The 13122-nt window shown below is 75.3% G+C and carries 9 protein-coding genes; 1 reads left to right on the top strand and 8 read right to left on the bottom strand.

The window, feature by feature from the left end; genetic code table 11:
• Positions 1 to 15: 15 nt before the first annotated feature.
• Positions 16 to 1155 carry an amidase domain-containing protein gene (locus ACGFXC_RS06320; RefSeq protein ID WP_393710059.1) on the top strand — a complete coding sequence of 380 codons (1140 nt, stop codon included), beginning with the start codon at positions 16 to 18 and terminating at the stop codon, positions 1153 to 1155.
• Positions 1156 to 1164: 9 nt separating this feature from the next.
• Here the strand turns inward: ACGFXC_RS06320 and ACGFXC_RS06315 are convergent, their stop codons facing one another.
• The 8 genes from ACGFXC_RS06315 to ACGFXC_RS06280 all read right to left on the bottom strand — a co-directional run bounded on the left by ACGFXC_RS06315 (position 1165) and on the right by ACGFXC_RS06280 (position 13097).
• Positions 1165 to 1908, bottom strand: a complete 744-nt coding sequence (locus ACGFXC_RS06315; protein ID WP_393710057.1) for an LmeA family phospholipid-binding protein — start codon at positions 1906 to 1908, stop codon at positions 1165 to 1167.
• Positions 1905 to 4082: an MMPL family transporter gene (locus ACGFXC_RS06310; protein WP_393710055.1), complete on the bottom strand. Its 2178-nt coding sequence runs from the start codon at positions 4080 to 4082 to the stop codon at positions 1905 to 1907. The genes ACGFXC_RS06315 and ACGFXC_RS06310 overlap by 4 nt, the downstream gene beginning before the upstream one ends.
• Before the next feature lie 82 nt (positions 4083 to 4164).
• The gene (locus ACGFXC_RS06305) at positions 4165 to 5511 is read right to left on the bottom strand and encodes a histidine kinase dimerization/phospho-acceptor domain-containing protein (RefSeq protein WP_393710053.1); all 1347 of its coding nucleotides are present in this window, start codon (positions 5509 to 5511) and stop codon (positions 4165 to 4167) included.
• Positions 5512 to 5567: 56 nt separating this feature from the next.
• Positions 5568 to 6254, bottom strand: a complete 687-nt coding sequence (locus tag ACGFXC_RS06300) for a response regulator transcription factor (protein ID WP_393710051.1) — start codon at positions 6252 to 6254, stop codon at positions 5568 to 5570.
• Between the two features lie 153 nt (positions 6255 to 6407).
• Positions 6408 to 7547, bottom strand: a complete 1140-nt coding sequence (locus ACGFXC_RS06295; RefSeq protein ID WP_393710049.1) for a substrate-binding domain-containing protein — start codon at positions 7545 to 7547, stop codon at positions 6408 to 6410.
• Positions 7548 to 7587: 40 nt separating this feature from the next.
• Positions 7588 to 8643: an ABC transporter permease gene (locus ACGFXC_RS06290; protein WP_393710047.1), complete on the bottom strand. Its 1056-nt coding sequence runs from the start codon at positions 8641 to 8643 to the stop codon at positions 7588 to 7590.
• Positions 8640 to 10205 carry a sugar ABC transporter ATP-binding protein gene (locus ACGFXC_RS06285; RefSeq protein WP_393710045.1) on the bottom strand — a complete coding sequence of 522 codons (1566 nt, stop codon included), beginning with the start codon at positions 10203 to 10205 and terminating at the stop codon, positions 8640 to 8642. Before ACGFXC_RS06285 ends, ACGFXC_RS06290 begins: the two co-directional genes overlap by 4 nt.
• Before the next feature lie 120 nt (positions 10206 to 10325).
• The gene (locus tag ACGFXC_RS06280; RefSeq protein WP_393710043.1) at positions 10326 to 13097 is read right to left on the bottom strand and encodes a SpoIIE family protein phosphatase; all 2772 of its coding nucleotides are present in this window, start codon (positions 13095 to 13097) and stop codon (positions 10326 to 10328) included.
• Positions 13098 to 13122 lie beyond the last annotated feature (25 nt).

Raw genomic sequence — 13122 nt, 5'->3', positions numbered from 1 at the left:
ACAAGGGGAAAAATAGTGATACCAAAGAGGTTCAGGCTCGCCGTGGGTGCGACCCTGACCGTGGGCGTGGCGTCCGCAAGTCTGCTCGCTTCCTCTGCGAGTGCGGAATCCGGCCCCAAAGCAGCCGACCGTAAGACGGTCGACACCTTCGCCCGCATGGCGGACGACGTGCTTTCCCAGCGCACCGAAGCCCTGGTCGAGGAACAGGCGGGCCGTCACAATTCCGCCCGTAACTCCACCAAGGCGCGCATGTCCTCCCAGCTGAAGAAGGACGAGGACGCCGCGATATCGTCGCTGCGCTCCCGCAAGACCCGGCTGGCGGCGCTCGGTGAGGCCTACACGGGAGCCGACACGAAGGTCTCCGTGGACAAGGCCACGGTCACCGGCGGCAAGGCGACCGTGGAAGTCACCGAGCAGACCACGCTCACCTACAAGAAGCTGCGCGGGGACGAGCCGGCGACGACCGACTTCCGCACCCGCTACGAGCTCAAGCTCACCAGCAAGAAGGGTGGTGCCTGGGAGCTGACCTCGATCAAGTCCCAGGAAGCCGGTCCCGTCGCGGTGAACGAGCCCGTGGCAGCCAAGGCGAACGTGGTCAAGGACGACGGCAACCAGTACCCGGACGGCACGCCCGCGTCCACCAAGTACCCGGCGCCGGCGAAGCCCAAGGCCAAGACCGGCGGCGCCTACGACTACGCCGCCATGGCGAAGTACGCCGAGAAGTACTGGAGCAACTACAACCCCGCGTACCGGAAGTTCAGCGGTGCCGGCGGTGACTGCACCAACTTCATCAGCCAGGCGCTGAAGGCGGGCGGCTGGAAGGCCGTTCCGGGCTCCACCTCGGACTACCGCAACTGGTGGTACGACGGCGCCCGCCAGTCCGACTCGTGGGTCGGTGCCAACGAGTGGGCCTGGTTCACGCTCTCCAACGAGCGGGCCGCCAACCTCGCCAACGTCTACCAGACGGACGTCGGCGACATCGTGCAGGTGGACTTCAACAAGGACGGGTCCAAGGACCACTCCATGATGGTGACGTACCGCAGTGCCGCCGGCATGCCGTACGTGACCTACCACTCCACCAACACCTACCGGAAGTCGCTCGCGAGCCTGATCGCGTCCTACCCGGACGCCGTCTACTTCGCGTACCGCACCTGACGGTTGCCCTCAGGTCCCGCCCGCCGCGGCATCCCCGGGGCGGGCGGGACCGCCCGTCAGCGTGACGTCCAGCCCTTCCGCCCCGACGTGCAGGGACGTGGCCCGGAGCCCGAGCGGATAGCGCGCACCGCTGCCCGGCCCCGGTCCCGGCCCCGGCCCCGAGCCGTCCGGGGCGAACCGCCCGGCGGGAACGGACCGCCCGAACAGGGTGAAACCGTCCACGTTCAGGGTGACCCTGCCGTCCGCGAGCACGGGCCGCAGCGTCAGCCGTCCCGCGCCGCCCGGACCGACGGCGGCGACCACGGTCCCGTCCGCCGGCACGGTGGTGACCGAGGCGACCGGTACGGACGGCGCCCGGGAGCGGATCGCGTCGGCGATCGACCCGGTGGACACCTCCACCAGGGCCCGCGAGGCGCCCACGGAGGGCGCCGGCCCCAGGCGCACGTCGTCGAGCCGCGCCCGGACGCGGATCCCGGACAGGCCGGCGAACCGGGCGTCCCGGCTGCTGATCTCCAGCCGCGGCACGCTCCCGTTCACCAGGTCCCACAGGGCCCAGTCGCCCCCCGTCCCGACCGTCACGTCCGCGCCGAGCGCGGGAGCCGCCCGCGCGACCCGGTCCCGGACCGCCGCACGGGCCGTCAGCTCCGCCGCCCCCGCCCCGCCCACGGCCAGCAGGACGACGGCGCTCACGACCGCCGGGACGCGACGGCGCCGGGACATCGCGCGCACGCGCCTGCGCAACGGGTTCCTCATCGGTCGTCCCCCTCCGGGTCCAGACGCGGAAGCAATCGGTCCAGCCAGCCGGGCAGCCACCAGTTGGCCCGCCCGAACAGGTACATGGACGCCGGCACCAGCAGCAGGCGCACCACCGTCGCGTCGATGACGACGCTCACCCCGAGTCCCAGCGCCAGCATCTTCACGGCCACGTTCGCCGACAGCAGGAACGCCAGGAACACGCTCGTCATGATCAGCGCCGCACAGGTGATCACCCGGGCCGTCGCCGCGAGGCCCGTCGCGACGGCCAGGTGGTTGTCCCCGAGCCGCAGCCACGCCTCGCGGACGCGGGAGAGCAGGAACACCTCGTAGTCCATGGAGAGCCCGAAGACGATCGCGAACATCATCATCGGCACGTACGACTCCACCGGAACCTTCTCCGTGACCCCGAGCAGCGCCCCGCCCCAGCCCCACTGGAACACCGCGACGACCACGCCGCAGGCGGCGGCGATGGAGAACAGGTTGAGCACGGCGGCCTTGAGCGCGATCAGCGGACTGCGGAAGACGGTGAGCAGCAGCAGGAAGGCCGCGGCCGCCACCACCGCCACGGTCCGGGGCAGTCCGGCGGCGAGGGTGTCGGTGAAGGTCTGCCCCGCGGCGGCCGGCCCGGTGACGTAGCCCGTGACGCCGGTGCCGGCCAGCGCCCGCGGCAGCGTGTCGTCCCGCAGCGTACGGATCAGCCGGGCGGTCGCCGCGTCCCGCGCGGCGGCGCCGGGGGTGACGGTACTGATCAGCAGGACGTGGTCGGGGCTCGGGGCCGGAGGCGTCACCGAGGCGACACCGGGTACGGCGGCCAGCTCGCGCCGCATCGAGTCGGCGAGCTCCTGGCGCCGCTGCGGATCGGCGACGCGGCCGCTGTCGAGCTGGACGACCACGGTGACGGGGCCGTTGGCGCCGGGCCCGAACCCCTCGGCGATCAGGTCGTACGCCCGGCGGTCGGTGCGGCCGGCGGACTGCGCCCCGGCGTCGACGTGCCCCAGCCGCAGGGACGCGGCCGGGACGGCCAGCAGGGCGAGCAGCAGCAGACCGCCGGTCAGGAACGCCCAGGGCCGACGGCTGACCCGCACCGCCCAGCGCTGCCAGAGATCGGAGTCCCCGGTGGGCTCGGCGACCGGCCGGCGCACGTACCACCGGTCGACGCGGTGCCCCAGCAGGCCCAGCAGCGCGGGAGTCAGCGTCACCGACGCGGCGGCGGCCACCAGCACGCTGAGTCCGGCCGCGACACCGAGGGTGGCGATGAAACCCACCCCGCACACGTACAGCCCGCCCAGGGCCATGGCCACCGTGGCGGCGGCGACCAGGACGGCCCGGCCGCTGGTGGCGACCGTACGGCCGGCCGCCTCGGCGGGCTCGGCCCCGGCCGCCAGCAGCGCCCGGTGGCGGGTGGCGAGGAAGAGCGCGTAGTCGACGCCGACGCCCAGGCCCATCATCGCGGCCAGGGTCGGCGCCGCCTGCCCGAAGTCGAAGCGCCCCGCCAGCAGCCCGAGCCCGCTCAGGCCGATGGCCAGGCCCAGTACGGCCGTCAGCAGCGGCAGCCCGGTGGCGGCGACGCTGCCGAACCCGAGCAGCAGCACGAGCACGGCGACGGCCAGACCGACCGCCTCCGACACCCGGTCGGCGGATCTCGGGGCGGCCAGCTGCCCGAGCGGCTCCCCGTACTCGACGGTGAGGTGCTCGGCGCGCAGCGGGGCGACGGCGGCGTCCACCCCGGCCAGGTAGGCCGGGTCGAAGCCCGTGGGACTGCGCGCGAAGCGGACCGTGATCCGGGCGGTGGCGCCGTCCGCGGACAGCGCCCCGGGGGTCGTCAGCGGATCGGCCACGGAAACGACCTCGGGCAGCCGCCCCAAGCCCGCGACGGCGGCGGAGAGCGCGGTCCGGTGTTCGCCGACCGGCCCCGCGCCGGACGCGATCACGATCGGGGCCGCCGCGCCGCCGGCCGCGCCGCCGTGCGCGTCGAGCAGGTCGGCGCCCCTCTGGGCGCTGGTCCCGGGGAGGGAGAAGCTGTCCGCGAAGCCGCCGCCCCAGCTGTGGTCGGCCAGCGCGAGTCCCGCGAGGAGCAGGACCCACACGGCGACGACCCGACGGGCGTGCAGGGCGCACCAGCGCCCGCCGCGGTGGAGGAGTCCGGGCTCCCCGGCCGAGGAAATGTTCATGCGGCCCACGGTGCCCGGCGCCGGTAAGGCGAACGTGGGCGCCGTGTGCGGGGAACGTAAGGCCGCCCCCGTCCGCGCCCCCTCACCCGGTGGCCGGCTCCGGCTCCGGCCCCGGAGGGAGGGTGACCGTGAAGGCGGCGCCGCCCTCCGGGCCGTGGCCCTCGGCGCGGACGGCTCCGCCGAGGCGGCCCGCCAGCCGGTGCGCGATGGCCAGTCCCAGGCCGCTGCCGACCGGCCGCACGCCCCGGTAGCGCGCGTGCAGGGCGCCGCTGTCGAAGGCGACGCGGACGTCTTCCTCGCTCAGCCCGGGCCCGCCGTCGCGGACCTGGAGGACCGCCCCGCCGTCCGGGGCCGCCGCGACCGCGAGGACCAGCGGCGCGCCGCGGGGCGTGACCCGCAGGGCGTTGCGGACCAGGCCGTCCAGGAGCTGGCGGACCCGGAAGGCGTCCGTGGTCACGACGACGGGCCCGGCCGGCCGTTCCACCCGCAGGTCGACCCCGTCCCGCGCCGCGGGCCCCGACCAGAACGCCGCGGCCGCGGCCACGACCGCGCCGAGGTCGGCGGGGGCCGCGGCGAGCCGGAAGTCGTCCGCCTCCAGACGGGCCAGGGCCAGCAGGTCCGCCAGGAACCGGTCCAGGCGGCGGGTCTCGTCCGCCAGGATCCCCCCGACCTCGGCCACCCGGTCCGGCTCGATCAGTCCGTCGGCGAGCGCCTCGGCGTACCCCTGCACCGCGGTCAGCGGGGTGCGCAGGTCGTGGGAGACCGACAGCAGGAACTCCCGCTGCCGGTTCTCGCTGCGCGCCAGCGCCGCGTCCAGGACGTTCAGCGCCCGCCCGATCTCCGCGGTCTCCCGGGGGCCGTCCACCGGGGCGGGCACCCCGCGTTCGCCGTCGGCGAGCCGGTGCGCGACCCGCGCGGCCCGCACCAGCGGCCGGGCAATGCGGCGGGCCAGGAGCGCCCCGGCGAGCGCCGCGCCCAGCATGCCGGCCACGAGCGGCGCGACGACGTTGCGGCGGATCCGGTCCGTGTGGTCCGCGACGACCGCGTACGGCTCGGTCAGCACCACCGCGCCGCCGCGTACGCCCGGCCGCCCGACGATCAGCACCTCCCGGCCGTCCAGGACGCCCGAGGTGGAGACGGCCCGTCCCGCCAGCAGGGCCGACTTCGAGGCCAGCCCGACCGCCGGGGTGGCGCTGCCGGTCACCGTCCCGTCCGGCGCGATGACCGCGATCGCGACCCCGTTGGGGCCGCCCAGGGCCTGGGCGCCGTTGAAGAGCGCCTCGTTCAGCAGCGGCAGCCGGCCGAGTACGGTGGCCTGCCGTGCCAGCTGGTCGCGCTCGCGCCGCTCGGCCTCGTGCGCCGCCGTCTGCCAGGCGATCAGCCCGGTCAGCGCGACCGCGAGCGCCGCCACCAGGGTCGTCAGGGCCACGAGGTTGCGGGCGAGGGAACCGCGGCCCGGGCGGGGCCCCCGTACGGCCGGCCCCGTCACGGCCGGGGTGCCGTCGCGCCGTAGCCGACGCCGCGGACCGTACGGATCGGGCTCGCGTCCCCGAGCTTGGCGCGCAGCTGCGAGACGAACACGTCGACCATCCGGGTGTCGCGGTAGCCCGGGTACCCCCACACCTGGGCGAGCAACTGCTCACGGGTGAAGACCTGCCCGACGTGCCGCAGCAGGTGCCCGAGCAGGTTGAACTCGGTGGTGGTGAGCTCGACCGGCGCGCCGTCGCGGCGCACGGTGCGGCCGACCGGGTCCAGGCTGAGCCGTCCGACGCTCTCGGCGGCCCGCGGCGGCGGTCCCGCCGTCCTGCGCAGCACGGTCTTGACCCGGGCGACCAGCTCGCGCGGTGAGAACGGCTTGGTCAGGTAGTCGTCCGCGCCCAGTTCGAGGCCGAGGATCCGGTCGGCCTCCTCTCCGCGCGCGGTGACCAGCAGGATCGGCGTCCAGTCTCCGGCGTCCCGCAGCGCGCGGCAGAATGCGATGCCGTCGAGTCCCGGCAGGCCGATGTCGAGCACGATCGCCACCGGCCGCATCCGCCGGGCCGCCGCCAGTCCGGAGTTCCCGTCGGCCTCGACGTGGACGCCGTAGCCCTCCCGGGTCAGGTAGAGCCGTTGCACGTCGGCGATGTGGCGCTCGTCCTCGACGATCAGCACGAGGCCCTTTGAGTCCGTCATCACTGCCTCTCACCTGCGGCGACCCCGTCGATGGTAACCGCGCCGGACCGCCGCCCGGCGGCCGCGCCGTCCCCCCGTACACTCCCCGAACAATCCCGCGCTCCCCCCGCGGCCGGGCCGCCCGGCGGTCCCCCGGCGGTCCCCCGGCGGTCGTCAGCGGCCCCAGATGCGGCGGTACGCCTCGCGGTAGCCGGGCGGGTCCCAGGAGGTGGCGCCCGCGCTGTTGGCGGCCGTGGCGACGTGCACCGGGGCGACGTAGCCGCTGGCGGGGCGGCCCGCGAAGGCGCGGTTGAACTCGTCGACGATCTGCCAGCCCTGCTGGGACAGCGGCTCCGGGACGGTGGCGGCCTGGTAGCGGCCGCTGTTGATCCGCTGGAAGGCGGAGGGGTCGCCGTCGCCCGCGCCGATGTTGAAGGGCGGCCCGGAGGCCGGCTTGCCGGCCGCGCGCAGGGCCGGGGCGGCGTCGGCGAAGTACAGGTCGTTGATGGCGACGGAGTCCGTCCAGCGGTCCTGGAAGCGGGACACCAGGGAGGCGACCTCCTGCGGGGTGCGGCTGCTGGCGTCCGGGATCGGGATGTTCTCGTAGGCCAGTACCCGCACGCCGGGACAGGCGGCGAGTTCCTTCTTGATGAGCTCGGACTTGGTGCGGGCGAAGGGGATCGAGTCGTCGGTGAACACGACGACCCCGGCGTCGCCGCGGGACCGGGCGATGATCCAGTCGGCGCTGATCCGCGCGACGTCCTCCACCTTGGTGGTGACGTTGGTGAACAGCCCGGCCGCCTCGTCCGGGCCGGGGGAGCCGACCGCGTGCCAGCCCACGACCGGGATGTGCTCCCGCCGGGCCTGCTCCACCTGGCGGGAGGTCAGCCGGGGGTCGAAGCCGCCGATGACGATGCCGGAGGGTCCCAGGGTGATGGCCTCGCCGATGGCCGCCTGGAGTCCGGCGGGGGTGCCGCCGCCGTCGATCACCCGGACCTGCCAGCCGATGGCCCGCGCCGCTTCCCGCAGGCCCTGCGCGACCCCCGCGACGCCGGGGTTGGTCATGGTCTGCGCGACGTAGACGAGGGTCTTGCCGGGTACGGCCGCGGGGCCCTCGGTGGGACCGGTCCAGGAGGTCTCGGTGTTCTCGGCCTGCCGGACGGCGGCCAGGGCCCGCCCGAGGACGGCGGGACAGCCGGCCGAGGGCGTGGGACCCCCGCCGTCCGTACGGCCGCCCCCGCACCCGGCGAGGAGGGCGGCGGCCGCGGCCAGCAGGGCCGCGGCGGTGAGGGTGGCCTGGCGGTTCGGGTGCACGGTGCTCCTGGCTCGGGTGCGCGTACGGGACGGGGCCGGCCTACGGATGACCGGTGCCGGTGCCGGTGCCGGTGCCTGCGGCTGTGGCGGTTGCGGTTGCGGTGGCCCCGGCGCGCAGCCGGCGGCGGGCGGAGTACCCGGCCAGGCCGACGGCGATCAGCAGGGTGGCGCCGTTGAACAGGGGCGTGGCCCAGAACCGGGCACCGAGCTGGCCGATCCCGGCGAGGCCGATGGCCAGGACGGCGACGGCCACGACCGTGCCGAGGGCGTTGGCCCGGCCCGGCCTGATGGTGGTGGAGCCGAGCAGGGCCCCGACGAAGGCGGGCAGCAGGTAGTCCAGCCCGACGCTCGGATTGCCGGTCTGCTGCTGCGCGGCGAGCAGCACCCCGGCGAAGCCGACGACCAGGCCCGATCCGGCGAAGGCGTACACGGAGTACCGGCGGGTGGGGATGCCGATGAGGCGGGCGGCGCGCGGGTTGGAGCCGATGACGTACAGGTAGCGGCCGAGCGGCAGCCGCTCCAGCACCACCCAGAGCGCGGCGGCGACGGCCAGGACGTAGAAGGCGGGCAGCGGGAGACCGAGGAACCGGGAGTCGTAGAGGGCGGTGAAGGACGGGGGCAGCCCGGCCGGGCCGGGGACGATCCGGGCGCCGTCGGTGATCCAGCCGGTGACGGCGTACATCATGCTGCCGGTCCCGAGGGTGGCGATGAAGGAGTCGATCTGCCCGAACTCGACGATGACGCCGTTCAGGGCGCCCACGGCCGCCGCCCCGCAGACCACCGCGGCACAGACGAGGGGCCAGGGCCGGCCCTCGGTGACGACGAGCTCCATCACCAGCACGTGCGCCAGGCCGAGGCCGTAGCCGATGGACAGGTCGAACTTGCCGGTGGCGATGGGGATCGTCGCTCCGAGCGCCAGGACGGCGGGGATCGACTGGCTGGAGAGGACCGCGAAGACGTTGTCCCGGGTGGGGAAGGTGGCCGGCAGGGCCACGGAAAAGACGAGGAAGAGCAGGACGGCGAGGGACGGGAGGCCGTAGGCGCCGATGTGATGGCCGTGGAGGCGGTCCCGCACCGGCCGGGGCGCGGCGCTCATCGGCCCGTCCCGTCCCCGGTGACGGGGGGCATCGCAGAGGCGGTGCGGGTGAGTTCGGCGACGGTGAGGGCGGCGCCGCTCAGCTCGGCGCCCACGGTCCCGCGGACGAACACCAGCGCGCGGTGGCACACGCCCGCGACCTCCTCGAAATCGGTGGAGACGAGCAGCACCGCCAGCCCCCCGGCCAGCGCGTCGTCGAGCAGCCGGTGGACGGTGGCCTTGGCGCCCACGTCCACGCCGGCGGTCGGCTCCTCCAGGACGAGCAGCCGCGGGCCGCCCCGCAGCAGCCACCGGCCGATCATGACCTTCTGCTGGTTGCCGCCGGACAGGGTGGCGATGGGCACCTCGCTGTCGCGGGGGTGCACCGAGAACCGGTCGATCAGGGCGGCGGCCCCGGCGCGCTCGCGCCGGGGGGAGATCCAGCGCGGTGCGGGCCCGCCGGTGGCGCGCGGATTGGCGTGGAAGTTCTCCCGCACCGTCAGTTCGGCCGCGCAGCCCTCCTCCTGCCGGTCGCCCGCCACCAGGCCCACGCCCGCTTCGAGGGCGGCGCGGACCGTACGGGGACGGTACGGGCGGCCCTCCAGCAGGACCCGGCCGCCGAGGATCGGCCGGGCCCCGGCGAGCGCGCGGCCCAGGTCGGCGTGGCCGGCGCCGGTGAGGCCGACCATGCCGAGGACCTCGCCGGCCCGCAGCTCCAGGCTGACGTCCCGGGCCCGCGGGGTGCTCACGCCCTCCAGTCGCAGGAGGGGTGGGCCGGGGGAGGGGCCCTTCCGCGCGCCCGGCGCCGGGTGGCGGGCGGTGGCGCCGCCGCCCACGATCGCGCGCACGAGCCGGTCCGGGCGGTGTCCGGCGAGCGGACCGCGGTCGACGACGCGGCCGTCGCGCAGCACCGCGAAGGAGTCGGCGACCCGGTACACCTCGTCCAGCCGGTGGCTGACGTAGAGGATGCCGTGCCCCCGGTCGCGCAGGACGTGCAGGACGTCGAACAGCCGGGCGCAGTCGGCGGCGGGCAGGGTGGCCGTCGGCTCGTCGAGGACGAGGAGTGCGGCCCGGGCCGCCAGGGCGCGGGCGATGGCGACGAGCGCGCGTTCGGCCGGGGCGAGGGCGGCGACCGGGGCGTCGGCGTCGAGGTGCCCGGCGACGAGCCGCAACGCCCCGGCGCAGCGCTCCCGGGCGCGCCGCCAGGAGATCAGGCCGCCGCGCAGCGGGTAGCCGGTGCCCAGAGCGATGTTCTCGGCCACGGTCATCCACTCGACGAGACCGAGGTCCTGGTGGATGAAGGCCATGTTCCGGGCGGCGGCGTGGGAGCCGAGCGGATGGCCCGCGACCGTCACCTCGCCCTCGTCGGCGTGGTGGACCCCGGCGAGCACCTTGATGAGCGTGGACTTGCCCGCGCCGTTGGGGCCGAGCAGTGCGAGGACGCGGCCCCGGTGGACGTCGAGGTCGACGCGGTCCAGTGCGCGGGTGCCGCCGAACCGCTTGCCGAGGCCCCGAATGCGGACGAGGGGTTCCGTGTCCGGCCGCGGGGCCGGGCCCGCCCCGGTGTCGGGAGCGTGATGCACAGACTTCTCCGGGGGTCGGCCTCCGAGGTGTTCCCGACTACATGGGGGATTCTATGCCGATCAGGACCGTTATTTCCGATATTGGACCCGCTCGACGCCGCCGGGAGCGGGCCGCGCGCGTCACGCCGCGTCGAGGGCGCACTCGGCCCAGATGACCTTCCCGGAGGCCGTGTACCGGGTGCCCCAGGCCTGGGCGAGCTGGGCGACGAGGAACAGCCCGCGGCCGCCCTCGTCGGTGGAGGCGGCGTGGCGCATGCGGGGGGCGGTGCTGCTCCCGTCGTGCACCTCGCAGATCAGGGTGCGGTCGTGGATCAGGCGTACCCGGACGGGCCCGGTGCCGTACCGGACGGCGTTGGTGACCAGCTCGCTGAGCAGCAGCTCCGTGGCGAAGGCGGACTCGTCCAGCCCCCACCGGCGGAGCTGCCGCACGGCGGCGGCGCGCACCTCGCCGACCAGGGACGGGTCGGCGGCCAGGTCCCAGCTGGCGATCCGGTCGGCGGGCAGGGCGTTGGTCCGGGCGACGAGCAGCGCGATGTCGTCGCCCGGGTGGGCGGGGGCCACGGCGTCCAGGACCGCCCGGCAGGTGTCGTCGGGGGCGCGGTCGGGGTGGGACAGGGCGGTACGCAGCTGGTCCAGGGCCACGTCGAGGTCGCGGCGCCGGTCCTCGATCAGCCCGTCGGTGTAGAGGACCAGCTGGCTGTGTTCCGGGAGGGTGAACTCGGCGGATTCGAAGGGCAGCCCGCCGAGGCCGAGGGGGGGTCCGGCGGGCAGGTCGAGGAGTGACACGCTGCCGTCGGGGAGGACCAGTGCGGGCGGCGGGTGACCGGCGCGGGCCAGGACGCAACCGCGCGAGGTGGGGTCGTAGACGGCGTACAGGAAGCTCGCGCCGACGATGCCGGTGCTGCCCGGGGCCGGGTGGTCACCGCCCTCCTCCCGGTCCAGGCGCACCATCAGGTTGTCCAGGTGCGTGAGCAGTTCGTCGGGGGCGAGTTCCAGCTCGGCGAAGTTGCGGGCGGCGGTCCGCAGCCGGCCCATGGTGGCGGCGGCGTGCAGTCCGTGGCCGACGACGTCCCCGACGAGCAGCGCCACCCGGGTGCCGGACAGGGGGATGACGTCGAACCAGTCGCCGCCCACACCCGCTTCGCCGGGCAGGTACCGGTGGGCGACTTCGACGGCGCCCTGGGCGGGGAGCCCGCGCGGGAGCAGGCTGTGCTGGAGGGCCAGGGCCAGGGTGTGCTCGCGGGTGTAGCGGCGGGCGTTGTCGATGCACAGCGCGGCGCGGGCGGCGAGCTCCCGGGCCAGGGCGAGGTCGTCGTCCCCGTACGGCGCCGGGTCCTGCGAGCGGTAGAAGCAGGCGATGCCGAGCAGGACGCCCCGGGCGAGCAGCGGGACGGTGATCAGCGAATGGATGTTGTGCGCGAGCAGCCGCTCCGTGTGCCCGGGGTCCTGGGCGATCCAGCCGAAGGCGGCCCGAAGATCGGGCTCCAGGACCGGCTCCCCACTGGTCATGCAGCGGACGTGCGGGGTGCTCGGGCCGAGGGTGACCGGTGAGCCGACCGGGTAGAAGGGGCAGTCATCGCGGATGCCGTGGACCACCGTACGGCGCATCTCGGTGGTGGGGTTGGGGGCCTCCTCGCCGCGCAGGACGGCCTCGGGCAGGTCGATGGTGACGAAGTCCGCCAGCCGGGGCACGGCCGTCTCGGCGAGTTCCCGGGCGGTGCGGTCCACGTCCAGGGTGGTCCCGATGCGGTTGCCGGCCTCGGCCAGCAGTTCCAGCCGGCGCCGGGCCGCGACGGCGTACTTGCCCACTTCCGGCTCGCCCACCAGCACCAGCCCCCGGACGGTGCCGTCACCGCGCGGTCCGGCGGGCGGTCCGGCGGGCGCGGGCTCCGGGCCGAGGGTACGGGCGCCCGCGGGGGCGGACGGGGCCGGACGGGGACCGGGGGCCGGGGCGTGCCGCTCGGGGTCCTCGGGGATGAGCGCCTCGATCACCACCCCCTCGACCCCCGCGGCGCTGGTCACGGGGCGGCTGATCAGGGTGATCCGGCGGCCGCGGGACAGCGGCACCTCGGTGGCCGCCCGCCGGGCCGTGGACATCAGCTCGGTGGCGCGCTCCTTCAGGAGCGAGCGGTCGGACTGGTCCAGCTCGCTCTGGAGGAGCTCGGCCATGGCCAGCGGGTGGCCGTCGTGGACCTCCCGCCCGTCGTGCGGGGTGTGGTTCGCGGCGTCGAGGTAGGCCCGCAGCAGGCCGCGTTCGCGGTCCGAGCTCTGTTCCATCAGGCGCCGCTCCACGGCCTCGGCCGCCCGGCGCACCAGCGGGACCAGCGCCGGATCGGCGTCGGTGTAGGGGTAGCCGAGGCACAGCACGCCCTCGATGCGGCCGCTGAGCTGGTCGCGTACCGGGATCGCGGTGCAGGCGCTCGACTGGGACCGTTCGGCGAAGTGCTCGGCGCCGTGGACCTGGACGAGCCGCCGCTCCGCGAGGGTCAGGCCGATGCCGTTCGTCCCCGCCACCCGCTCGGCGAAGACGAAGCCGGGGAGGATCTGGATCGGCGGGAGGTGCCGGGGCAGGGCCGGGTCGCCGAAGCGGCGCGCCAGCACCGTGCCGTGCCCGTCGGCGAGACAGATGTTCATCCGGCTGCCCGTGAAGATCGACTGGAGCCGGTCGAGCACGGGGACGGCGGCGCGGACTAGCGGACCGTCCGGGTCGTACTCCTCGGTGAAGGGCAGCTCGGACTGGTCCGGCGACAGGCCCAGCAGCACGCAACGCTCCCAGGAGCTCAGGATCGGACCGCGCACGCCCTCCCCGCCCCCGCCCGGTCCGGGCCGGTCGCCGTGCAGGAACCGGTCACGGGAACGCACGGGGCCGACGCGGTCTCCCACGGCCCCCATCTGCACCACTTCCCCTCGCCGGAAC

This window comes from Streptomyces sp. NPDC048507 (genome assembly GCF_043199995.1).
Lineage (GTDB): Bacteria > Actinomycetota > Actinomycetes > Streptomycetales > Streptomycetaceae > Streptomyces.
Note: the sequence above shows the minus strand (reverse complement) of the source record. Positions and strands in the feature narration are given on the sequence as shown.